The organism is Marinobacter goseongensis (genome assembly GCF_023156235.1).
Classification (GTDB): Bacteria; Pseudomonadota; Gammaproteobacteria; order Pseudomonadales; family Oleiphilaceae; genus Marinobacter; species Marinobacter goseongensis.
Genome location: NZ_JAKZAI010000014.1, coordinates 95,896 through 118,693, shown reverse-complemented (window position 1 = coordinate 118,693; position 22,798 = coordinate 95,896). Strand labels below are relative to the sequence as shown.

The 22,798-nt window shown below is 63.3% G+C and carries 17 protein-coding genes and 1 riboswitch; of the genes, 7 read left to right on the top strand and 10 right to left on the bottom strand.

All coding sequences use genetic code 11. The features are described from left to right. Positions 1 to 14: 14 nt before the first annotated feature. The 4 genes from MLC70_RS13825 to cbiB form a co-directional block, all read right to left on the bottom strand. Positions 15 to 911 carry a cobalamin-binding protein gene (locus MLC70_RS13825; protein ID WP_248184753.1) on the bottom strand — a complete coding sequence of 299 codons (897 nt, stop codon included), beginning with the start codon at positions 909 to 911 and terminating at the stop codon, positions 15 to 17. 33 nt (positions 912 to 944) lie between these two features. Next, complete coding sequence (locus MLC70_RS13820) at positions 945 to 2,786, bottom strand: TonB-dependent receptor domain-containing protein (protein ID WP_248184751.1); 1,842 nt, start codon at positions 2,784 to 2,786, stop codon at positions 945 to 947. Positions 2,787 to 2,939: 153 nt separating this feature from the next. Next, a riboswitch (cobalamin riboswitch) is annotated at positions 2,940 to 3,148 on the bottom strand. A gap of 15 nt (positions 3,149 to 3,163) precedes the next feature. Further along, positions 3,164 to 4,207, bottom strand: a complete 1,044-nt coding sequence (cobD, locus tag MLC70_RS13815; RefSeq protein WP_248184772.1) for a threonine-phosphate decarboxylase CobD — start codon at positions 4,205 to 4,207, stop codon at positions 3,164 to 3,166. A gap of 2 nt (positions 4,208 to 4,209) precedes the next feature. Then, entirely contained in the window at positions 4,210 to 5,154 is a 945-nt protein-coding gene (gene cbiB, locus MLC70_RS13810) for an adenosylcobinamide-phosphate synthase CbiB (protein WP_248184749.1), read from the bottom strand. 156 nt (positions 5,155 to 5,310) lie between these two features. Here cbiB and cobT point away from each other — a divergent pair, with 156 nt between their 5' ends. Further along, entirely contained in the window at positions 5,311 to 6,375 is a 1,065-nt protein-coding gene (gene cobT, locus MLC70_RS13805; protein ID WP_248184747.1) for a nicotinate-nucleotide--dimethylbenzimidazole phosphoribosyltransferase, read from the top strand. A gap of 9 nt (positions 6,376 to 6,384) precedes the next feature. Next, entirely contained in the window at positions 6,385 to 6,990 is a 606-nt protein-coding gene (locus tag MLC70_RS13800; protein ID WP_248184745.1) for a histidine phosphatase family protein, read from the top strand. A 6-nt stretch (positions 6,991 to 6,996) separates the two neighbouring features. On the opposite strand, the gene cobU is transcribed toward MLC70_RS13800, so the two are convergent. Continuing rightward, positions 6,997 to 7,521, bottom strand: coding sequence for a bifunctional adenosylcobinamide kinase/adenosylcobinamide-phosphate guanylyltransferase (gene cobU, locus MLC70_RS13795; protein ID WP_248184743.1), 525 nt, complete (start codon positions 7,519 to 7,521; stop codon positions 6,997 to 6,999). A gap of 223 nt (positions 7,522 to 7,744) precedes the next feature. Between cobU and MLC70_RS13790 the strand changes: the two genes are divergently transcribed. From MLC70_RS13790 to MLC70_RS13775, 4 genes are all read left to right on the top strand, one after another. Beyond that, positions 7,745 to 10,219, top strand: a complete 2,475-nt coding sequence (locus MLC70_RS13790) for an amidohydrolase family protein (protein ID WP_248184741.1) — start codon at positions 7,745 to 7,747, stop codon at positions 10,217 to 10,219. Positions 10,220 to 10,242: 23 nt separating this feature from the next. Further along, a complete protein-coding gene (locus tag MLC70_RS13785) occupies positions 10,243 to 13,245 on the top strand; it encodes a parallel beta-helix domain-containing protein (protein ID WP_248184739.1) in 3,003 nt (1,000 codons plus the stop codon). A gap of 127 nt (positions 13,246 to 13,372) precedes the next feature. Further along, the gene (locus MLC70_RS13780; protein WP_248184737.1) at positions 13,373 to 15,247 is read left to right on the top strand and encodes a putative nucleotidyltransferase substrate binding domain-containing protein; all 1,875 of its coding nucleotides are present in this window, start codon (positions 13,373 to 13,375) and stop codon (positions 15,245 to 15,247) included. Then, positions 15,240 to 15,956: a 3'-5' exonuclease gene (locus tag MLC70_RS13775; RefSeq protein WP_248184734.1), complete on the top strand. Its 717-nt coding sequence runs from the start codon at positions 15,240 to 15,242 to the stop codon at positions 15,954 to 15,956. Before MLC70_RS13780 ends, MLC70_RS13775 begins: the two co-directional genes overlap by 8 nt. On the opposite strand, the gene msrB is transcribed toward MLC70_RS13775, so the two are convergent. From msrB to MLC70_RS13760, 3 genes are all read right to left on the bottom strand, one after another. Beyond that, the gene (gene msrB / locus MLC70_RS13770; RefSeq protein WP_248184732.1) at positions 15,945 to 17,174 is read right to left on the bottom strand and encodes a peptide-methionine (R)-S-oxide reductase MsrB; all 1,230 of its coding nucleotides are present in this window, start codon (positions 17,172 to 17,174) and stop codon (positions 15,945 to 15,947) included. The two genes, MLC70_RS13775 and msrB, sit on opposite strands and share 12 nt — an antisense overlap. Positions 17,175 to 17,295: 121 nt before the next feature. Beyond that, the gene (locus MLC70_RS13765; protein WP_248184731.1) at positions 17,296 to 18,783 is read right to left on the bottom strand and encodes a sensor histidine kinase; all 1,488 of its coding nucleotides are present in this window, start codon (positions 18,781 to 18,783) and stop codon (positions 17,296 to 17,298) included. After that, on the bottom strand, positions 18,780 to 19,493 hold the full coding sequence (locus MLC70_RS13760) for a response regulator transcription factor (RefSeq protein ID WP_248184729.1): 714 nt from the start codon (positions 19,491 to 19,493) through the stop codon (positions 18,780 to 18,782). The genes MLC70_RS13765 and MLC70_RS13760 overlap by 4 nt, the downstream gene beginning before the upstream one ends. A 157-nt stretch (positions 19,494 to 19,650) precedes the next feature. Here MLC70_RS13760 and MLC70_RS13755 point away from each other — a divergent pair, with 157 nt between their 5' ends. Next, complete coding sequence (locus MLC70_RS13755; RefSeq protein ID WP_248184727.1) at positions 19,651 to 20,232, top strand: QsdR family transcriptional regulator; 582 nt, start codon at positions 19,651 to 19,653, stop codon at positions 20,230 to 20,232. Positions 20,233 to 20,256: 24 nt separating this feature from the next. Here MLC70_RS13755 and MLC70_RS13750 read toward each other — a convergent pair whose 3' ends face one another. Beyond that, complete coding sequence (locus MLC70_RS13750) at positions 20,257 to 21,672, bottom strand: aldehyde dehydrogenase family protein (RefSeq protein WP_248184725.1); 1,416 nt, start codon at positions 21,670 to 21,672, stop codon at positions 20,257 to 20,259. Between the two features lie 4 nt (positions 21,673 to 21,676). Continuing rightward, a complete protein-coding gene (locus MLC70_RS13745) occupies positions 21,677 to 22,795 on the bottom strand; it encodes a zinc-binding dehydrogenase (protein ID WP_248184724.1) in 1,119 nt (372 codons plus the stop codon). Between the last annotated feature and the right edge of the window lie 3 nt (positions 22,796 to 22,798).

Sequence of the window (22,798 nt, the reverse complement as noted above, 5' to 3'; positions counted from 1 at the left end):
ACGATGGCCTCCGCTCAGCGCTTGCCACGGGCTTCGTCCAGTTTCTGGCAGAACAGTCGGGAGCCTTCCAGCAGGCGCGGCGTCGGGCGCTGCACCAGGGAGGGCGGAATGAAATAAAGGTTATCTTGAGTGGTGGCCTCGATACCGGGAAACGCCTCCCAGCGGGTCAGCCAGTGCCGGTTCTCTTCCCCCATGCCGCCAGCGAGGATAGCTTCCGGGTTGGCACCGATCACCGCCTCCGGGCTGATCCGTGGCACCAGGCGATCCAGATCGCCAAACACATTGACGCCACCACACAGGGTGATCACCTTGCCGATCAGATGCTCGTTGTTCACCGTCATCAGGGGTTCGTCCCAGACCTGATAGAACACGGGCACCGGCTCCGCATCACGGTATTCGCGTTCCAGCCCGGCGATGCCCTGGCGGAAGCGCCCGGCTTCCGCGAACCCGTCCGCTTCGGTGCCGGCCAGGGTGGCCAGCCGCTCGATGGTGTGGGATACCGCCTCAAAGGTGCGGGGTTCAATGGAGAATACCGGCAACCCCAGTTCCGCCAGGGCTTCGAGCTGTTCCGGCGGGTTACCGGTTACCCAGCCGATCACCAGATCCGGCTGCAGTTGCATCAGCCGCTCCAGATCCATGCGGGTGTGGCTGCCCACGGAAGTGACCTCTTTGGCGGCGTCCGGGTAATCACTGAAGGACACCACCGCGACCACCTTGTCGCCGGCACCGGCGGCCCAGACCAGTTCGGTGGCGCCGGGAGACAACGCCGCGATGCGACTTGCCGGCTGCGCCAGGCAGACTTCGGTGCCGGTATCATCCGTGGCACACACCGGGCCGGCAAGCACCGGCGCCGGCCACAGGGTCAGCGCGGCGGTCACGGTAGAGGTCAGTGTTCTGAGGGCATTGGGCATGGCGCGGTCCGGTCGGAATCCTTCTTGTGAAGGTTATCGGAAGTCGTAACGAACCGACAGGAAACCGGCCCGGCCGGCGGCCAGGTAGTCAGCGCCGTCAAAACGCAACGCCGTGGCGTATTCCTTGTCGGTGACGTTCTGCAGCGTCAGACGGGCATGCCAGTCACGGGCAAACTCCCAGCCGGCCCGCAGATCGAGTGTGGCATAGCCCGGCAACCGGTCCTCGTTGGCGGCATCGTCGTAGCGATAGCCGCTGGCCTGCACGGTGCCACCCAGGGTCCAGGCACCCAGTGCCCGGTCCAGATCCACTCGCAGGGACTGGTGGCTGCGTCGGCGCAGACGGTTGTCGGTGTCACGGTCACGGGGATCGAGCAGGGTGAGACTCACCGCCAGGTCCCAGTCGTTGGCACGGAAACCGGAACCCAGTTCGATGCCGCGAATCCGCGCCTCATTGACGTTCACCGGGCGCAGATCGCCGCCGTCAGACTGCAGATCGATCAGGTCATCCACATCCAGCTGATACACGGCCACATCCCAATACCAGCGCTCGTACCGACCGCTGATGCCGATCTCACCGCTGCGGCCTTCCTCGGGCTTGAGGTCCGGGTTACCGGCGTAGGTTCCGCCGAAACTGAAGACCTCCAGCGGGTAATAGAGGTCGTTGAAGGTCGGTGCCCGGAACGAGGTACCGTAGCTCACGCGCACCCGATGCGAGCGGTCAAAGGAATGGCCGAGGGCAATGCCACCGGTTTCCTGGCGGCCATAGGCTTCGTTGTCATCGCCGCGCAGGGACAGCTGCACATCCGTTGGCCCGAAGTTGAGGCGTAACTGGCCGAACAGGGCCGCGTTGGAACGGCTGTCTTCATCGAACTCGATGGAGCTGTCCACTTCATCGGATTGCAGCTCACCCCCGACCGCAAATTCGTGAACTCCGGCGGTGAAAGTGTTTTCCCAGCGGGCGGTGCGGGTTTTGGTGTTGAAGAAGGTGTCACCAAAGTCAAAGAAGTTATCCTGCTCATCGGTCGATTCCGACAGCTGAATGGAACTGTTCCAGTAGTCACTGATCGGGGTGTCCAGCCGTAACCCGACCGTGCGGATCAGGAAGTCGGAGTCACCCCCGTCAAACGCGGTGCTGCCCTCGGATTGCACCATCACCGCACTGGCTTCGCCGCCATTGGGCAACTCGTGCACGATACGACCAACGCCTGCGCTGTTGCGAAAGCCTTTGTCTTCGCCACCTTCCACAACGGCGGTGCCGTCGGTTTCCTGATGCAGGCCACTGAGGCTGAAGCGGGTGGATCCGACACTGGCGGACGCGCCGGCACTGGTTTTCTGGGTATTAAAGTTACCGGCGCCGGTTTCGACCCAGCCTTTGCGGCCATAGTCGGGATCCAGCGTAAAAGCCTGGATGACGCCGCCGACCGCGTCTGCGCCGTAGAGCGCACTGCGGGGGCCACGCACGATCTCCACCCGCTCCACCAGATCGGTGGGGAAGTACTGCCAGGGGGCACCACCGCTGGTAGCGGACCTGAGGCGCACGCCATCGATCAAAAACACGGTGGAATCGGTGGTGGTGCCCCGGGTGTAAACGCTGGTGTTCTTGCCATAAGAACCGTTGGTGACCACATCAACACCGGGCTGGCCGCGCAGCAGATCCTTGAATTCCACCGGGGCCTGGCGGCGAATGGCGTCTTCCTCTACCACCGTCACCGACGACAGACTCTCACCGATGGTTCGGGGGCCAAGCGTGGCAGTCACCACAATAGGATCCAGTTCGGAGGTGGCGGTATCATCAGCAGACACCGGGGACATGGGCAAAAACGCCAGAGGAACGCCGGACACCAACAGCACCGGCATGGCCTTGGAAAAACGCATATTGAGAACTCGCTAGCACACCATACGCACCCGTATGGTTTGTTTTTATGGTGCTGCGAAGCACAGACAGGGTCTGTTCAGAACGGAGGTGGGCAGAGACGGGCCGCGAATGGAACACAGGCTGGGTTCACCCACCGCCGCTGCCCTCCGCAGCGTCTGGTGTGTTAACAGGCCGGTCTCCGGGCTTATGAGCGGTTCACCTGAATGAACCGGAGCGATCACCTTCCCATGCACAAGGCACAGTGGCGCGTTCGATCGCTTGTAACTCATTTACCGTTGCGGGGGCAGCGCCGGACTTTAACCGGCTTCCCGTTTCACTCCGTGTAGCGTTACACGGCAGCACCTGAAAACGAGCGGCAAGGCTAGCAACTGCTCACTCACTGGTCAATCACATTTGCCAGAGCCGCCAGCCCCCGCGCCAGCGTTTGCCACTCATCCTCGTGACCGGGCAGCCCCAGCCGAAGCGCCGGCAGCGAATCCGGGGCATGGAGAGCATCGAAGGAACGCACCAGAATGCCCCGGCTGGCCAGTGACTCGGTGATCGCCAATGCGCGGGGATGCGCAAGGTAGCGGAACAGCAGCGTACCCTGGCTGCCGGGCAAGCCGTGTCCGGCCAGAAGCTCATGCAGACGGCGGCTGTCTCGCTGCAGCCGCTGTGTGGTTGCCGCTTGCCATGGGACGTCCGCCAGCGCCGCTGCCATCACGTAGCGGGCAGGGCCGCTCAGCGGCCAGGGACCAAGGGCATCCTCCAGCGCTGCGGCAACAGGCACCTCCGTCAACACTGCGCCGGCCCGCACCCCAGCAAGACCGAAGAACTTGCCCAGCGACCGCATCACCACCAGCCCCGGCATGCCGGTATACGGCGCCAGGCTGATGTTGTCGTATCCGTCGGCAAAGGCCTCATCCACCACCAGCCAGCCGCCGCGCTGCTGCAACCGCTGACACCAGCGGGCAAGTCGGTCTGCAGGAATCACCCGACCGTCGGGATTGTTGGGGTTGATCCAGACCACAACATCCAGCTCATCCAGCCAGCGTTCGTCGTCACCGGCCATGTGCTGCGGGTTGAGAGGAACCACCTGATGGCCGGCGCGGGCCCACCAGTAACCGTGTTCGCGGTACCCGGGCTGCGGAACCCCCACGCGGCAGACCGAACGCAGGCCGGGCAGCGCCATGATAGCCGCCTGGCTCCCGGGTACCGCCACGCAACGGGCGCTTTCCCCTGCACCGGCCCAGTGACATACAGCCTGTTCCAGGCCGTCGTCGCTTTCCGGCAGCCGTTGCCAGATGTCTGCGGGCAGGTCGGGCACCGGCCAGCCTTGCGGATTGATGCCGGTGGACAGATCCAGCCAGTCACTGCGGGGAATGCCCCAGCGCCGCGCGGCCTCATTTAACCGGCCACCATGATGGGGCTTGTCCGGCATACTCACAGCACGCCCCCCGAAACCAGATTAAACAGTATGGCCACCGTGCCCAGCACAGCAAGCCAGAGCCACACGCCCCGGCGCACCAGACCGATGGCGTCATCGATGGTCGCCGCCGTGGCCGCCGGGCCACGGCCCAGGGCCGGCCGCCGCCTGACACCGGAGGCATAGGGTGCCGGGCCACCCAGCGAAACCCCCAGCGCGCCGGCACCCGCCGCCATCACCGGGCCGGCGTTGGGGCTGTCCCAGACCGCCGCCTGCGTGCGCCAGCACTGCCACCCGGCGCGGGTGTTGCCCAGCAGGATGAAGGTCAGCGCGGTGAGCCGGGCCGGTATCCAGTTCAGCACGTCATCCAGCCGCGCCGCCGCCCGTCCGAAATACAGAAACCGTGGGTTGCGATACCCCCACATGGCATCCAGGGTGTTGACCATCCGGTGCAGCAATACCCCGGGGACACCCGCCACCAGAAACCAGAACAGGCTGGCAAACACCGCATCCGCCCCGTTCTCCAGCATGGATTCACTGGCCGCGGTCGCGACGCCGTGCTCATCCAGCTCGCTGGCCTTGCGGCTGACAATGCGGCCCACCTGGTCCCGCGCAAGCGCCAGGTCACCGGCGTGCAAGGCGTCTGACACCGCGCGGCCATGCTCTGTCAGCCCGCGGATCGCGATGGCGGCATACAACACCACAATCTGGAACAACAGATAAGCCCATCCGCTCAGAGTGAATCGCAGCAGCTCAGCCAGGATCAGCACCGGCAAAACAGCGGCCAGCAGCCCTAATAGCCCCAGAGACATCGAGCGGCCTGCCTGCTCCGGCTTGCGGTTCAACCGTCGCTCCAGCGCCGTGGCCACACGCCCGAACCCCACCAGCGGATGCCAACGGCGGGGCTCCCCCAGCCAGCGATCCAGCAACACAGCGGCAAGGCACACAATCACAGAGAACATAAAGGCGCTCAAATCGGCAGCATCTCTCTTAAGCAAACAAAACTTGGGAGCAAGGAATTCGTTGAGCAGACTGGAGTTTAACCGAGTCACTGTCGGCCTTGACACCTTTTCGGGCGGGGTAGACCATTCCCTGTTTTCACCCGCCAGGAATTACCCATGCCCAATCTGCCTCCAAGCTGGACCCGGCCGCTGTCCACACCCAATGCACAGAGTGCCCGGCTGGCAACAGAGCGCCAGCAGGTGCTGACCAAGCCACCGGGTTCCCTCGGGCAGCTGGAACAACTGGCCATCCAGTTGGCCGGCGTGCAAGGGGCGGAACAACCGACGGTGGACCCGGTGCAGATCACCGTATTCGCCGGCGACCACGGTGTCTGCGAAGAGGGTGTGTCCGCGTTTCCACAGGAAGTCACGGCGCAGATGATCGCCAACTTCGCCGGAGGCGGCGCGGCCATCAGCGTTCTGGCAAACCAGCTGGGAGCGTTGCTGGAGGTGGTCAACCTGGGCACGGTGGGCGAAGTGCCGGGGTTACCCGGCGTGCGTAATGAACAGATTGCGCCGGCGACCGCCAACCTGGCGGTGACCAACGCGATGACGGAAGACCAGGTGTGTGCCGCGCTGGCCAGTGGCGATGCGGCGGCCGAGCGTGCCGCCAACGCAGAATGCCGGCTGTTTATCGGTGGTGACATGGGCATCGGCAATACCACCAGTGCCGCCGCCCTGGCTTGCGCCCTGCTGAAGGCCACGCCGGAACACCTGGTCGGCCCCGGTACGGGGCTGGACAGGGCGGGGGTTTCCCATAAAGCTCAGGTGGTCGCTCGGGCACTGGCACGACACGGCGACAGCACCGATCCCCTGACGGTTCTGGCCTCGCTCGGCGGCTTCGAAATTGCCGCACTGACCGGCGCCCTGCTGGGTTGCGCGGCGCGGGGTATTCCGGTGCTGGTGGACGGTTATATTGTCTCGGTCGCCGCGCTGGTCGGCGTGCACCAGCAGCCGGGCCTGCGGGACTGGCTGCTGTTCGCTCACCGCTCAGCAGAGCCGGGGCACGCCCGGATACTGGACGCGCTGGATGCCAGCCCCTTACTGGATCTGGGTATGCGCCTGGGTGAAGGCAGTGGTGCGGCCGTGGCGGTTCCCCTGCTGCGGTCAGCCTGTGCTCTGCACAACACCATGGCCAGCTTTACCGATGCCGGTGTCAGCAATAAAAACGCCACCTCCTGAAGGATCCGTATGAAAAACAGCACCACAACGGTTGATCTGATCCGCCATGGCGAGCCCGCCGGTGGCCCGATGTTTCGGGGCAGTCAGGACGACCCGCTCAGCGATCTGGGCTGGCAGCAGATGCGCTCGGCCATCACCGCCACGGATCAGTGGGATCGGGTGGTCACCTCACCGCTGCTGCGCTGCCGCCGGTTTGCGGAAGAGCTGGCTTCCGCCCGGCAGCTGCCGCTGGAAGTGGATGATCGCCTGCGGGAAATCAGTTTCGGAGCCTGGGAAGGGCGCACCGCTAACGCCATCATGGCCGAGACCCCGGATGTACTGACTCGCTTCTGGAGCGACCCGGTCACCCACCTGCCCCCGGGTGGAGAGCCGCTGGCGGAATTCCAGACCCGGGTCCGGGAGGCCTGGCAGCACTGGACCGTTGAGGCCGCCGGCCAGCAGATACTGGTGGTGTGCCACGGCGGGGTGATTCGCATGGTCCTGGCGGAGGTGATGGGCATTCCCCTGGACCGCAGTTTCGCGGCGCTGGCCGTGCCCTATGCCTGTCGCAGTCGGGTACGCATCGACCAGTCCGATCACGGCGTTCTCAGCTGCCTGCTGAGCCACGGCACCTGATCGCGCTCACGCCTTGAGCCACAACGGCAATCCCGCCACGCTCATCACCACCCGGTCACAGGTGTCCGCCAGTGCCTGGTTGAGCCAGCCCAGTTCATCGCAGAATCGACGGGTCAGGGGGTCCATGCCGATGGTGCCCAGCCCCACTTCATTGCTCACAATCGCGAGGCTGCCGGGGTACCTCCCCACTGCCTCGAGAAAGGCCTCGCGCTCCCGGCCAAAGGTTTCTTCACCCGCAAACAGCAGGTTGCTGATCCACAGGCTCATGCAGTCCACCAACAGAAACGGCGGAACCGGCTTGCTTGCGGCAGCTGACAGAACATCAGCGAGCTGAAGCGGGGCCTCCACCAACCCCCAGTGAGGGGGCCGGCTGGCCACATGCCGCTGCACCCGCTGCGCCATTTCGTCATCACCCACGGTTGCGGTGGCGACATACACCACGTCACACCCGGAGTCTGCCGCCAGCGTCTCCGCCATCGCAGTTTTTCCCGATCGGATCCCCCCCAGAACGAGAGTTCTCGAAACCTTCATGACGACTCCTTGGCGAACTGGTGACGCAGGCAGGTACCCATTGGATCACCCGCGCTCAAAAATGGCCCAATGTGACGCAGGTCACATTTTAACCATATGTTACAAACTGTCACGTTACCCTTTGCGCCGACCGCTCCGGGTGATCACAACAATAATAGAAATGCCTCAACAATAAAAAACGGTTTACCGGGCAACCGGTAATAAAGACAAATGAGAGGTTCACATGAACAACTATAAACGACCCATGCCTGCAGCATGGGCATTGGCTGGCGCGCTGTTGATCACCGGCTGTGGCGGCGGCTCCGGGAGCGGTGACGACAGCTCTGCGCAGGGACCATCAACAACCCCGAACACCCCGGCCGTTGCCTCAGACAACGAAACCGCTGCCCGTCAGCCAGCCACCATCGACCGCTACAGCTTCGCCAACGGGTGCTACACCCTGCAGGCACAAGGCAACTTCCTGACAGCGGACCCGCAAACCGGGCAGTACTCGGTCACCACCGAGGCCAGCCAGGCGACCGCCTTCCGCATGCGCCCAACCCGGCTCGGGGCTTATCTGATGATGTCCGGATACCAGCGCAACAGCGGCGAAACCGGCCGCTTCGAGCTGCTGGGCATCAGCGATCCGGCGGGCGAATTCCTCGATGGCGCCGGCAATTTCATTGGCGAGATCAGTTACCTGGTTGCCGGCCTTGGCGACACCACCAACCTGGTGCTCGACCCCGTGTCGCCGCTGGGTGACGCGCTCCGCGCCATCGGCGAAAGCCTGGAGTTTACCGGCGATCGGATTGGCGATACCACCGTGAACCCTGCGCTGGCGATGGTGAATGCGCCGAGCGATCTGGCGGTCTGGCAACTGCAGCGTCAGGACCAGGAGCAGCTGTATACTCTGGCCTCTGACGTCACGGGGCTGATGCTCTCGGCCCGGGAAGACGGGCTGGCGCTGGTCTCACCGTCCGCCGCGGATGAATCCGGCCATTTTAGCCTGGCAGAGGCCTCTGGCTGTGATCCCTATCCGGAAGCGGAACTGAACGCCGAGATGCTGGATCCACAGGGACCGGCCACCTACCTCAAAGAGGTGGACCGCTTCAGCAAGGTGAAAGGTATCGACAAGGACGACGTGTTCGGCTTCGTCGACACCCATTCCCACATTTCCGCCTACGAGTTCATTGGCGGCCGGGTCAACTATGGCGCCCCCTTCCACCGCTTCGGCGTTACCCACGCCCTCCACGACTGCGAGGCGGTTCATGGCCCATGGGGTGCCACCGGCTTTGTGGAGTTGGCCACCAGTGGCATCGGCCCGCACGACACCCAGGGCTGGCCCACGTTCAATGACTGGCCCCGTTTCAACTCACTGCAGCATCACCAGAGCTATTACCGCTGGATGGAACGAGCCCATGTGGCGGGCATGAAGATTCTGGTCAACCATCTGGTACACAACGAGATTCTCTGCCGCATCAACCCACAGAAAGAGAACGACTGCGATCCCATGGAATCCATTCTGCTGCAGATCCAGCGCATGTACGAGATGCAGGATTACATTGATGCCCAGCACGGCGGCCCGGGCGAGGGCTGGTTCCAGATTGTCACCAGCCCGGCCAGCGCCCGAGAGGTCATCGATGACGGCAAACTGGCGGTGGTGCTCGGCATCGAAATGTCGAAGGTGTTCAAGTGCGGCGAGTTCCTGGGCGTAGCGGAATGCAGCCGGGAGGAAATCGTGGAGCGTCTGGACCAGTTCTATCAGCTGGGCGTTCGCAACATCTTCCCGGTGCATAAGTTCGACAACGCCTTTGGCGGTCACCTGCCGGATCTGTCCACCGGCGTCGGTATCGGGCCGGTGCTCTACGCCGGCAACCTGCTGGAAACCGGGCACCCCGTGGAATTCGAGCAGTGCCCGGAAAACGTCGAGTACACCGGCGGTGAGCCGGACCAGAACGCCGACCTGCAGCCATTCGGCCTGTTCGACCAGCTGCTGTTCCAACTGGACTACCTGGGCGAGCGCTTCCCGGAAACCCCGGAAGAAATGGCCGCACTCGATCCCCGCCGTGGCACCGACCAGCTGTGTAACCGCCGTGGCCTGAGCGATCTCGGCGACTTCCTGATCGAGGAGCTGGTGCGCCGCAAGATGATGATCGAAACCGACCACATCAGCCGCAAGGCCGCCGCCCGCATTCTGGAAATCACCCGCCCGCTGGGCTACCCCATCATCAACAGCCACGGTGGCTGGGGCGGCACCGAAGCGCTGCGGGATCGCATTGCCGCCCAGGGTGGCATTACCGCCTCATTCGGCGGCACCCGTGAAGACTGGGTGCGCAAGCTGACCCGTGACGGCAATCGCGCTCGCGATGACGACTTCATGGTGGGCCCGTTCGGCGGTGCCGGCTTTGCGTCTGACGTCAACGGCATCGCCCAACTGGCGTCTAACCCGGGCATCCCCGAGGACGAGGCCGGCCTGTATCCGTTCACCTCCATCGACGGCCGGGTCCGCTTCGATGTGCAACGCACCGGCGACCGCGCGTTCAGCCTCTACGATGGCCGCGGTGTTGCCCATTACGGCCTTTATCCGGATCAGATCGAGGACATGATCCGCAACAGCGACACCGATCCCGAACAGATTGATGACGCCATCAACCAGCTGTTCACCTCCGCCGAGGCCTATCTGCGGATGTGGGAACGGATTGAGCAGGCACCGCTGTAACAACAAAAAACAAGGACAGAGCCATGATCTCCAATACCACTCAGCACCAGAGCATCGCCTGGCGCTTTACCCTGATTCCCCTGGCTGCGGCCGTGCTGATGCTGTCCGGCTGCCTGGGCGGCAGCGGCGGTTCGTCGGATTCCGCAGCGGCCAGCGACAGTTCCGGTAATAACAACGTCGCCGGCGACCAGGTCGACCGGTTCAGCGAGGGCCGCACCTTCCGGGTCGAAGCCGGGCCAGACGCCACCCATGACATGGTCAACGCCATGATCCAGCTGCGCCCCGGCGACACCCTCGCCTTCGGCTGCGGCTTCATTGAACTGAACCACGGCCTGTTGATCCAGGCCACCGAAGACGTGCTGATCAAGGGCTGCGGCAAGGACAGCACGGTGCTGTCGTTCCGCGACAGCGACAACGTGACCGGCCTGGAAGCCCTCAATGTGCGCGGCATCACCGTGCAGGACCTGACCATTGCAGACTCCCCCGGCGACGCCTTCAAACTCAAGGGGGTGAAATGGGGCACCCTGCTGAACGTGCGCGCCATCTGGTCCGGCGGCGGCGAGCCGATCACCGCCAGCAACTACAGCGAGCGCTTGCAGGTACAGTGCACCAACCCGCCGTTCAACGAGGGCGACCCCACCCCGGATTACATTCCCAGCTCCGCCAGCGGGCGCTATGGCATTTATCCGGTGGAGTCAGAGAACATTCTGGTGGATAACTCCGAATCCATCGGTGCCTCCGACGCCGGTATCTATGTGGGCCAGACCAACACCGCCATCATCCGCAACAGCCGCGCGCTGTATAACGTCATGGGGTTCGAGATCGAGAACGTTCAGGGCGGGGAATACGACAGCAACCTCGCGGAGTGCAACACCGGGGGCTTCCTGATCTACGACCTGGAAAACATCACCCAGTACGGCGACACCTCGGTGATGCTCGGCAACGTGGCCCGCAACAACAACACCTACAACTTTGCCCACAGTGGCCTGGTGTCTGCGGTGCCCCGGGGCACCGGCCTGATCACCCTCGGTTACGACAACATCGAGGTGCTGAACAATACCTTCGAGGATCACAGCACCGCCGCGGTCATCTACACCAGCTACGAGCTGATCGACGGCAAGAACAAAACCTCGGACAAGAAGCTGGACCCCTACACCGAAGGCTTCCACATCCACAACAACGTGATGCGCAATTCCGGTTACGACCTGCCGCCGCCCAACTTCGAGAAGGTGCTGCTGGAGGGCGAGGTGGAGACCATACTGCCCACCCTGATCGGCCTGAAGAACATCACCAACCCCGGCAAAGGCGCCCACATTATCTGGGATGGTCTGCTGGATGAGCTGGACGCGGACTGCCCCTACCCGGTGGACGCCAACGGTGACCCGGTGCCGGCGGATGCCGGCGGCAAGCCCATCCACACCAACCAGCATCCGAACCCGGCCTGCCACTACAACGCCTACAAATTTGACGCCAATGGCCAGCGCAAGTTGCCGCAGTGGGGCTCGTGCTTCCATGACAATGACCTGGCGGATGACAGCCAGACCTACATGAACTTCCACGGCACCCAGGGGCTGGAACTGGTGCTGGCCGCCGCCGAGCAGGACAGCAGCATTCTCAGCCTGGAGGGCTTGCAGTCAGTACTGGAAGGGCTGACCGGCGTGGTCGCCGACACCGACCAGTCGGTGCACGATTGCCAGGCCCGCTTCGGCAAGGTGCTGCCGCCGCTACCCAGGGTGCAGATTCCGCCGTTCGAACCCAGCGGCACCGTGGATCCGGCCCCCGGCGAGGAATTCATCAACCGCCTCTGCAACCAGGGTGGCAAGCCCGGCAGCGTCAACCGGGCGGCGCTGGAGGTAAACTGCCCGACGCTGGACCAGTACAACCTGTTCGCCGATGCCCACGACCCCCGCAGCACCCCCAATGACGGCGGCGTGCCTTACGTGCTCAACAGCAAACTGTTCTCCGACTACGCCACCAAGTACCGGCTTGCCTTCGTGCCGCCGGGTACCAAGGCGGTGTACATGGATGGCCAGGGCGGCAGCAACGTCAACGGCACCATCCACTTCCCTACCGGTACGGTGATTGCCAAGACCTTTGCCTTTACCGATGAAAGCACTGGCACCGAAGAGCTGGTGGAAACCCGCCTGCTGATCAAGCGGGTCAGTGAGAGTGGCAAGGCGTTCTGGGATGGCACCACCTACATCTGGGAGCACGACGGCAGCGGCCAGCCGGTGGCGAAGCTCGCGCTGGGCGGCGGCACCCGAGCGGTGAGCTGGCACTACCAGGACGACATCACCGGCGAGTTGATGGCCGGCAGTACCGACCACTACGCCGTACCCAACGCCAACCAGTGCATCACCTGCCACAGCAACGACGATGTGGAATCCGGCAGCGCCCCCATTGGCCCGAAACCCCGCAACCTGAACCGCGCCTACGCCCCGGAATCCGCCTTCATGGGCACCCGCGGACAGGGCGGTTTCCCGCGGGTCAATCAGCTCCGGTACTGGCAGGAGCAGGGCATTCTCACCAATGTGCCGGACCTGCAGATTGATGGTCGCGGCGTTGCCACCAACATTGAGCGCCTGCCCCACTGGAACCTGGCCGGCGACAGCGGTGAACCGGCCGGCTCCGATGCCGATGTGGAAGCCCGCCTGCGGGCTTATCTGGCAGTGAACTGCCAGCACTGCCACAACGACCGCGGCGCCGCCTCCAACACCGGGTATTACCTGGATCACTACCGCGAGCTGGACGCCGGCTACGGCATCTGCAAGAAACCCACCGCCACCGGCGGCGGTTCCTGTGGCCGCCAGCACATTGTGGTGCCGGGCGATGCCGACAGCTCCATTCTGGCCTGCCGGGTGGAAGACAGCAGCGATCCGCAACGGCGCATGCCGCCGATCGCCCGCAGTGTCACCCACACCGAAGGCGTGGAGCTGATCAGCTACTGGATCAACCAGGTGGTGACCAACAACTACGCCAATGGCGATGCCTGCGGCAACGGCAGTATTTTCCAGTCACTGAACTGAGCCAATCGGGGTCGCCGCGCCTTGCGGCGGCCCCTGTTTCTCGCCCGCCGTTCGTGGCCCTCGGCCGCAGCCACTGCTATATTGCTTCGTGAGAACGCCATACCCGCCGGCCTTTCAGGGAGATTTCATGCAGGCAGAACTGATCGACATCCGCAACCATCTGGCCCAACACGCGCCGTTCGACGAGCTGCCGGAAGAGATGCTCGACAGGGTGGTGGCCAGCATCGAAATTGCCTATTACCGCGCTGGCAGTGACATCCTCGAATTCGGCCAACGCAACAACTGGCTGCTATACATCCGCAGCGGGGCGGTGGAAATCTACCGGCGCTCCGGCGAGCTTTACAACCGCATTACCGAGGGTGAAATCTTCGGCCAGTTCGGCCTGCTGATGAACAAGACCGTGCGCTTTCCGGCGCGGGCCATTGAGGATTGTCTCGTCTACCGGATTCCCGACCAGGTGTTCCAGTACCTGTGGGAGCGCGATGAGACCTTCGCCGACTTTGTGGAAGTTGAAGACCGCAGCCGCCTGCGCTCCGCACTGTCGCGGCGTGAGAAATCCAACGAACTGATGACGTCACGGGTGACCCGGCTGATTTCCCGGGCACCGGTGTCGGCACCCTGCACCGTGCGCCTGCAGGAAGCCGCCCGCATCATGACCGAGCAGGGGGTGTCGGCGCTGTTGCTGATGGATGAGGAAGGCGAACGGCCCAGGCTGAAAGGCATCATCACCGACCGCGACCTGCGCACCCGAGCCGTGACCGAAGCCCTGCCCTCGGAAACGCCGGTCAGCGAAATCATGAGTGCGGGACTGATCGTCACCAAGGCCCAGAGCTTTATCTTCGAAGCCATGCTCACCATGCTGCACAACAACGTGCACCACCTGCCGGTGATGGACAACGACGAGGTGCGGGGCGTGATCGCCCTGGCGGATATCGTCAAGTACGAAAGCCAGAGCAGCCTGTACCTGGTGGGCAACATCTACCATCAGAACGACATCAAGGGCCTGAAGAAAATCAGCCTTGATGTGCGCGACAGTTTCGTGCGCATGGTCAATGAAGACGCCAATTCCCACATGATCGGCAGCGCCATGGCGGGTATCGGCCGCAGCTTCACCCAGCGCCTGCTGGCGCTGGGTGAAGAAAAGCTCGGGCCGCCACCGGTGCCCTACTGCTTCATGGCGCTGGGCTCCATGGCACGGGATGAACAGCTGGTGGTGACCGACCAGGACAACGCCATGATCCTGGACGACAGCTTTGTACCGGAAGAGCACGATGCCTATTTCCTGGCGCTGGCCAAGTTTGTCAGCGACGGTCTTGATGCCTGTGGCTACACCTACTGCACCGGCGACATCATGGCCACCAACCAGAAGTGGCGGCAACCGCTGAAAGTCTGGAAAACCTATTTCACCAACTGGATCCAGGAGCCCAGCGGGGAGGCCTTGCTGAACAGCAACATTTTCTTCGATCTTGATGGCATTTACGGCGAAAACGATTTTGCCGAGCAGTTGAAAACGCTGGTGGCGGAACAGGCCCAAGGCAGCCAGCGCTTCCTTGCCCTGCTGGCGCGCAACGCCCTGAACCGCACACCGCCGCTGGGATTTTTCCGCACCTTTGTGATGGAAGAGGACGGCAAACACAACAAGACGTTCAACCTCAAACGGCGGGGTACGGCGCCGTTGTCGGATCTGATCCGCGTGCACGCCCTGGCTTGCGGTTCCCGCGCACAAAACTCGTTCGAGCGCCTCAAGGCTATCGCCGAGACCAGGCTGATCCCCGAGGACGGTGTCGGCAACCTGCGGGACGCGCTGGAATTCATCTCCATTGTGCGTATTCGCCACCAGGCACTGGCCATCGAGGCGGGGCGTGAGCCGGACAACAATGTGCGCCCGGAAGACCTCTCACCGTTCGAGCGCAGCCACCTGAAAGACGCCTTCCAGGTGGTCAGTAATGCCCAGAAGTTCCTGAAATTCCGTTACACCGCGCAGGTCAGCCGGCATGTCTGAGCTCGGTGATACCCGCAAGACGCACTGGCCCGACGAGCTTGCACAGCTGGAGGAGCAGGCCCGCGATGGGCGCCTGCAGACGTTCTATCAGGCCGGCTGTGTGGCCCCGGAAACGGCCATTGCCGAGGCGCCGCTGGTGGCGCTGGATTTCGAGACCACGGGGCTGGACCCGGACAAACACTCCATTGTCAGTATCGGCCTGGTGCCCTTCACACTGGCCGGCATCCAGCTGGGTATGGGCCGCCACTGGGTCGTGCGGCCGCAATTGCCCCTGCACCAGACCTCCATCACCATTCACGGCATCACCCACACCGACATCGACCAGGCGCCGGATCTGAATGACGTGCTCAATGAGGTTCTGGAGGCCATGGCCGGGCGGATTGCGGTGGTTCACTACCGCAGTATCGAGCGGAAATTCTTCAATGTCGCGATGCAGTGGCGCCTGGGGGAGGGCATTCACTTTCCGCTGATCGACACCATGGCCATCGAGGCGCACCTGCACCCCGACCGCATCCCCACCCGGTGGCAAAAACTTACTGGCAAGAAACCGGTGTCCATTCGGCTCGCTGACAGCCGCCAGCGCTACGGCTTACCGCACTACGCCGCCCACAACGCGCTGATTGATGCCATCGCCACGGCCGAACTGCTGCAGGCGCAGGTGCTCCACCATTTCGGCCCGCAGACACCGGTCAGTGATCTATGGTTGTGACGCCGCCACCGGGTTGTCGCCGTCGGCTTTCACCGCACTGATGTAGTCGCCATAGCCGGCCTCAGTCATGTCCGCCAGCGGGATAAAACGCAGTGCCGCGGAGTTCATGCAGTAGCGCAGACCGGTCGGCGCAGGGCCATCATCAAACACATGTCCGAGGTGGGAGTCCGCGATGGCGCTGCGGATTTCCGTGCGGGTCATGAACAGGGAACGGTCGGCCTCTTCCACCACCGCATCAGACGACAGCGGGCGGGTGAAGCTCGGCCAGCCGGTGCCAGAGCGGTATTTGTCCCGTGAGGAGAACAGCGGCTCTCCGGACACCACGTCCACATAGAGGCCGGGGCGCTTCTCATCCCAGTAGGCGTTGTCGAAGGGCTTCTCGGTGCCGTCTTGCTGGGTCACGCGGTATTGCTCGTCGGTCAGCTGCTGCTTCAGGGTTTCGTCAGACGGTCGGTTGAACGACTGCCAGGATGCCGACGCGCTCTCGTCGCCGGCCATATCGCTTCCCTCGCCACTTTCCGCACCGCTCGCCTTCATGCCGTCGGCGTCCGGTCGATACTGTGAGTAGTCCACACTGCGGTCGTCACCCCAGACTTCGTCGATAAACTGATAGCGACCGGAGTTGTGGGTGTAGAACTTGTACCGCAGCGGATTCTTCTTGTAGTAGTCCTGGTGGTACTCCTCGGCGTCGTGGAAGGTGTCGAAGGGCACGATTTCGATCGCCACCGGGTCGTCATAGCGCCCGGACGCGTCCAGCGCCTTTACCGACGCCTCGGCCGCCTGTTTCTGGGCGTCGTTGTGGTAGAAGACCGCGGGCCGGTACTGCTGGCCACGATCCACATACTGCCCGTTTACGTCGGTGGGGTTGGCCGTGCGCCACAAGGCCTGCAACAGGCCTTCGTAGCTGATCACCTGCGGGTCGTAGTAGACCTGCACCGCTTCGGTGTGTCCGGTGCGGCCGCCGGCCACCTGCTTGTAGGTCGGGTTCTGCTCATCGCCACCGCTGTAGCCGGACACCGCTTCCACCACACCCGGTACATTTTCCTCGTAGGCCGCCTCGACACACCAGAAACAGCCGCCGGCGAAGGTCGCGACCGCCAGATCCGGATCATCGGGTGCATAAGCCGAGTCGTTGTCGTTGCGATCGGTGGCGCTGACACCGGCCCCTGCCAGGGCAATCAGCAGCGCCGCCAATCCAAAGGTAACTGTGCGTTTCATGATTCTCTCTCCGTTTATGAGATTCCAGCCTTGATTGTGTGACCGTGAAATCACGCGGGCGTCACCAGGATGTTACGAATTGATCACGGTGACCCGATGACCGCACGCGGCAAACGGACGCTCAAACCTTCGCGGCGGGCAGGCGCAGGGTGAACCGTGCACCGCCCGGCGGGTTATTCGCCGCCTGCACCGATCCGCCCTGCAGCGTCATCAGCCGCTCGGCGATGGCCAGGCCGAGCCCGCTGTGGCCGGATGCCTCTCCGCCACTGCCGCGGTAGAAGGGCTCGAAAACATGGGGCAGGTCCGGTTCAGGGATACCCCGCCCCTGATCCTGCACCGCCACCTCCAGCCCATGCTCATCCCCCGCCAGGCCGAGCGTTATCCGCCCCCCTTCCGGGCTGAAGACAATGGCATTGCCGATCAGGTTGTCCAGTACCCGCTCAGTCATGGCCAGATCCCCCAGGGCCATGGCAATGGGCGGCTGGCCGTCAACGTCCAGGCGCACCTGTTTGCTGGCGGCAGCCGGGCCGTGTTTCTGGGCCACGTCATGCACCAGTTCGGCCAGCACAAAGGGTTCCGGGTTGGGCGTGGTCTCCCTCGCATCCAGCGCCGCCAATTCGAACAGTTCGTCCACCAGGCGGCCCAGGCGATGGCTTTCTTTCAGGGCAATATCGAGCCAGGCCTGGCGCTCGTCGGCGCTGAGGCGGTCGTGTTTCAGGCCCAGCGCCTCAATGTAGCCCTGCACAGACGCCAGCGGCGTGCGCAGATCGTGTGACACCCGCGCCACCAGTTGCCGGCGCTGGGTGTCCTTGTCCCGGAGCTGTTCCATCTGCGTGGCAATGCGGGCCGCCATCTGTTCAAATCGCAACGCCAGGTGATCAATCTCGTCCCGCGTCGCCACGGCCGGATTGCCTGAGGAGGTCTCCGGCGCATCCCGCATATCGCTGCCGGCAAAAGCCTCGACCCGATCGGTCAGTTGAACCAGCCGCCGGGTCAGCAGCCGGAACACCGCCAGCCCGGCCAGCAACCCCAGCACCAGGCTGATGGCCAGCGCCCAGGCCCCCATCGCGATAAACTGATCGCTGCGGGCCATGGTTTCTGCCATGTCGTACTCCTCACCTCGCAGCACCACGTACAGATACCCCTCCGGCGCGTCGGCAGAGGGCACCGGCGTCACCGAAAACACCTTGCGGCGGTCGTGGCTGCGCGGGTCGTCGCCCAGCACCGGGTATTCCTCCTGGTTTGCCAGCAAGGCCCTGATGGGTTCCAGTGACACCCGTTTACGTTTGATTCTGGCGGGGTCTGCGGAGTACGCAAGGATCTGCCCGGCGCGATCCAGCAGATAGATCTCAATACTCGGGTTGATGGTCATGTACAGGCTGAACAGCTCCTGCAGGGCCGCCTCATTCAGCCGCCCCTCATCCACCAGATTGCGATCGGCGACCAGGTTGCGTGCCAGATCCCGATTGAGTTCCTGATTCAGCGAAGCCTGGTACTCCCGCAGGGTATAGCCGCTGAGGAAGGCATAGCTGATGCCCACCGTCATCAGCAACAGGAACAGTCCCAGTGCCAGCCGCGCGTACAGGGTTTTCAGCGGAAACCGGGTCATGATCCGTCCATAAAGCGGTAACCGACGCCCCACACGGTCTGGATAAAGACCGGGTTGGCGGGATCACGCTCAATCTTGTTGCGCAGGCGGTTGATGTGGGTGTTCACGGTGTGCTCGTATCCTTCGTGGTTATACCCCCAGACCGCATCCAGTAACTGAGTCCGGCTGAACACCCGCCCCGGCTGGCGGGCAAAATGCCACAACAGGTCAAACTCGCGGGCGGTCAGCTCGACCGCCTCACCGTGCACCTGAACCCGGCGGCGCACCGGATCCAGGTGCAAGCCCTCCACAACAACCACTTGCGGGTCCGACGATTCAGCAGCACCGGGTGCGACGGCCATGGCATCGACCCGGCGGAACAGGGCTTTGATCCGCGCACTCAGTTCCGCCACGCTGAACGGCTTGGTGAGGTAGTCGTCCGCCCCCATTTCGAGGCCCAGTACCCGGTCCAGCTCGGTGCTTTTCGCCGTCAGCATCAGTACCGGCACGTAACCGGGGCCGGAGCGAATCTCGCGACACACCGCCAGGCCGTCCAGCCCGGGCAGCATCAGGTCGAGCACCACCAGATCGATGTCACCTTCCCGGAAACGCTGCAAGCCGGTATCGCCGCGGTCACACAACACCGGGTTCATCCCCAGGTCCGCCACCTGCATTCGCACCAGCTCGCCGATGCCAGGGTTATCCTCAACAATCAGTATGTTTCGTGTCATAGCTTCCCGGGTATACACCGTTACAGGATCATCATAGGCTGTCAGACAGTGTATAGCGGAAAGTTCACAAATGTGTCACGCCGGCCCGGGGCGGATCTGTTTGGCGGGGTATCCGGTTTGTCGCTAGACTTCAACGGTTCAGCACAATGAGGTTGCCGTGACGGAAAACACCACAACAAGAGCAACGCGCGCCGATGCCTTCCGCCGTGCCCGCAGCCTGTGGCTCAAGGGTGAACGCATTCACCTGGCGTCGCTGTCGGCGGAGCTGAATATCGGGCGGGCCACGCTGTTTCGCTGGGTGGGCAACAAGGAGCTGCTGCTGGGCGAAGTACTCTGGTCACTGTACGAACCGCTGCGGCTGGAAGCGTTGAGCAAAACACCGGGGCAAGGCGTCGACTTTGTTGTCGGGGTCTACCGCTACATCAACTCGACACTCTTGCATTCCGAGCCCCTGCGCCGGTTTATCCACGAGGACCCCGAATACGCCCTGAAAATCCTCACGTCGTCCCAGTCCACCATTCACAGCCGGACCGTGGAGGCCAATACCCGCACGCTCCGGGATCAGGTTGCCTCAGGGCACATCAATCCGCCCCTCAACATCAACAGCCTGTCCTACTTCATGGTACGACTGGCCGAATCCTGCCTGTACAGTGACGTCATCAACGGCCGTGAGCCCCGGGAGGAGGAACTGGAGGATGCCTGCACAGCGGTGCGGATTCTGCTGGGCGGGAAGGCCTGAGCCTGGATCCCGGGCATCAAACCGTTACAGCTGCAGCGACCGCACTTCCAGAAACTCCTCCAGCCCCCATTTGCCGAATTCGCGGCCGATGCCGGAGTGACCGAAGCCACCGAACGGTGCCAAGGGGTTGAAGTCGCCGCCATTGACGAACACCTGCCCGGTGCGCAATTTGCCGGCCACCTTCTTCGCCCTGTCGGCATCCGCGGACCAGACCGCGCCGGACAGACCGTACTGAGTGCCATTGGCGATGCGAATGGCGTCGGCTTCGTCCTGGTAGGGAATCACACACAGCACCGGCCCGAAGATTTCCTCCTGCTCAAGACGACTGCCCGGTTTGACGTTACCGAACACGGTGGCTTTGACGAAGTAGCCCTTGTCACAGCCTTCCGGCGCTTCCGGTCCGCCGGCAACCAATGTGTGGCCTTCTTCGATGCCGAGCTTGATGTAATCGATCACCTTGTCACGCTGCTGGGCCGAAGCCAGCGGGCCCAGGCGGGTGGTTTCTTCCAGCGGGTTACCGGGGGTCATTCTGGCAACGGCCGCGGCCGCCAGTTCGCAGGCTTCGTCGTGGAGGTCTGCCGGCACCAGCATGCGGGTCAGCGCGGTGCAGGTCTGGCCGGAGTTGAGCAGGCAGTTGTTAACGGTACCTTTGACGGCGGCGGCCAGATTGGCATCCGGCAGGATCACTGAGGCGGATTTACCGCCCATTTCCAGGGCGATGCGTTTGAAGTCATCGGCGGCGGCATGGGCAATCAAGCCACCGGTGCGGGTCGACCCGGTGAAGGACACCATGCGCACGGCCGGGTGTTTGATCAGAGTGTCGCCCACGGTCTGGCCCTCGCCACTCACCAGGTTGAATACGCCCTTGGGCAGATCGGTGCCGTCGAGAATCTCGGCCAGAATGTAGGCGCTCTGGGGCGCGATTTCGGCGGGCTTGAGGACCACAGTGCAGCCGGCGGCGATGGCCGGTACGATTTTCAGGATCACCTGGTGCAGCGGATAGTTCCACGGGGTGATGCAGCCCACCACACCCACCGGCGCGTATTGCACCTCGGAATTGCCACACTGCTCGCTGAACGGGAAGTCCGGCAGCATCTTGAGGTAGGTTTTGGTGATCGTTGCCGGCAGGCCCGCCTGGATACCGGTGGCCAGTTTGATGGGCATACCCACTTCGCGGCACACGGTTTCCGCGATTTCTCCTGCGCGCTCCTTCAGCCCGGCATGGAGCTGCTCCAAAACCTTGATGCGCTGATCCAGCGAGCTTTCGGACCAGTCGGCGAACGCCGCATCGGCGGCCGCAATGGCCTGCTCCATCTCGTCACGGCCGGAGGCCGGGACTTTCGCGATGACATCACCGGTGCCCGCTTCGTGCACGTCGAGGGTCGGGCCGCTCCAGCTCACCCACTCGCCATTGATGTAGTTCTTGCTCAGGTTGTTCATGTCGTCACTCCTTGGTCTCATCAAAAACAATGACGCCACGGGCATTCTTGCCCGCCAGCATGTCCTCGAACGCCAGCGCGGCGTCTTCGATGGCGTAGGTCTGGGTGACCAGTTCGTCGAGTTTGAGTTTGCCGGCTTTGTACAGCCCGAGAATACGGGGGAAATCATACTGGGGGCGGGCGGAACCCAGCCAACTGCCCTTCAGCACGCGTTCGTCCGCGGGCAGGGTCAGGGTGGTGATGGTGGTTTTGTCTTTCGGATCGGACACGCCCACCACCACGGCGGTGCCGCCGCGGCCGAGGCATTTGTAGGCCTGCTCCACCACCGCGCCGACACCCACGCATTCGAAGGCGTAATCGACACCGCCGGTGAGTTTCTTCACCGCCCGGGCGGCGTCGTCCACGTCGCTGATGTTCACGGTGTGGGTGGCGCCGAATTCCCGCGCCATCTGAAGTTTTTTCTCGCTGTTATCGACCGCGACGATCATTTCCGCGCCAGCAGTGGCACAGCCCTGAATGGCGTTCAGGCCAACACCGCCAATGCCGAACACCGCCGTGCGGGAACCGGGTTCCACCTGCGCCGTGTTGAACACGGCGCCGACGCCGGTGATCACCGCACAGCCCACCAGGGCCGCGTTCTGCATCGGCACGGTGTCGTCCACCTTGACGCAGTTGTCCACATGCAGGGTGGCGTATTCGGCCATCACGCCACAGGCTCCGAACACATTGAGATCTTCACCGTCTGCGCCTTTGGTGCGCACGCTGCCATCGGGCAGCGTGACCATGGCCTTGCGGGCATGTTCGCACAGCACCGGGCGGCCGCGAACGCACTGGCGACACTTGCCACACATGGAGATGAAGGTGCTGACCACATGGTCACCTTCCTTGAATGCGGTCACCCCCTCGCCCACCTCGATCACCACGCCGGCGGCTTCGTGGCCGAGCACCAACGGTGCCGGATACGGGATCTTGCCGGTGGTGGCGGAGTGGTCGCTGTGGCACACGCCGCAGGCAGCCACTCTGATAGTGATTTCGTCCCGCCGGGGACCTTCTACGGTGATGGTTTCAACCTGAACGGGCTGGCCCCACTCGCGGCAGACCACGGCCTTTGCTTTTCTGTCCATCGT

Coding starts and splice junctions, on each gene's coding strand:
- MLC70_RS13825 (WP_248184753.1), bottom strand. CDS start 911: ATGCCCAATGCCCTCAGAACACTGACCTCTACCGTGACCGCCGCGCTG.
- MLC70_RS13820 (WP_248184751.1), bottom strand. CDS start 2,786: ATGCGTTTTTCCAAGGCCATGCCGGTGCTGTTGGTGTCCGGCGTTCCT.
- cobD (WP_248184772.1), bottom strand. CDS start 4,207: ATGCCGGACAAGCCCCATCATGGTGGCCGGTTAAATGAGGCCGCGCGG.
- cbiB (WP_248184749.1), bottom strand. CDS start 5,154: ATGTTCTCTGTGATTGTGTGCCTTGCCGCTGTGTTGCTGGATCGCTGG.
- cobT (WP_248184747.1), top strand. CDS start 5,311: ATGCCCAATCTGCCTCCAAGCTGGACCCGGCCGCTGTCCACACCCAAT.
- MLC70_RS13800 (WP_248184745.1), top strand. CDS start 6,385: ATGAAAAACAGCACCACAACGGTTGATCTGATCCGCCATGGCGAGCCC.
- cobU (WP_248184743.1), bottom strand. CDS start 7,521: ATGAAGGTTTCGAGAACTCTCGTTCTGGGGGGGATCCGATCGGGAAAA.
- MLC70_RS13790 (WP_248184741.1), top strand. CDS start 7,745: ATGAACAACTATAAACGACCCATGCCTGCAGCATGGGCATTGGCTGGC.
- MLC70_RS13785 (WP_248184739.1), top strand. CDS start 10,243: ATGATCTCCAATACCACTCAGCACCAGAGCATCGCCTGGCGCTTTACC.
- MLC70_RS13780 (WP_248184737.1), top strand. CDS start 13,373: ATGCAGGCAGAACTGATCGACATCCGCAACCATCTGGCCCAACACGCG.
- MLC70_RS13775 (WP_248184734.1), top strand. CDS start 15,240: ATGTCTGAGCTCGGTGATACCCGCAAGACGCACTGGCCCGACGAGCTT.
- msrB (WP_248184732.1), bottom strand. CDS start 17,174: ATGAAACGCACAGTTACCTTTGGATTGGCGGCGCTGCTGATTGCCCTG.
- MLC70_RS13765 (WP_248184731.1), bottom strand. CDS start 18,783: ATGACCCGGTTTCCGCTGAAAACCCTGTACGCGCGGCTGGCACTGGGA.
- MLC70_RS13760 (WP_248184729.1), bottom strand. CDS start 19,493: ATGACACGAAACATACTGATTGTTGAGGATAACCCTGGCATCGGCGAG.
- MLC70_RS13750 (WP_248184725.1), bottom strand. CDS start 21,672: ATGAACAACCTGAGCAAGAACTACATCAATGGCGAGTGGGTGAGCTGG.
- MLC70_RS13745 (WP_248184724.1), bottom strand. CDS start 22,795: ATGGACAGAAAAGCAAAGGCCGTGGTCTGCCGCGAGTGGGGCCAGCCC.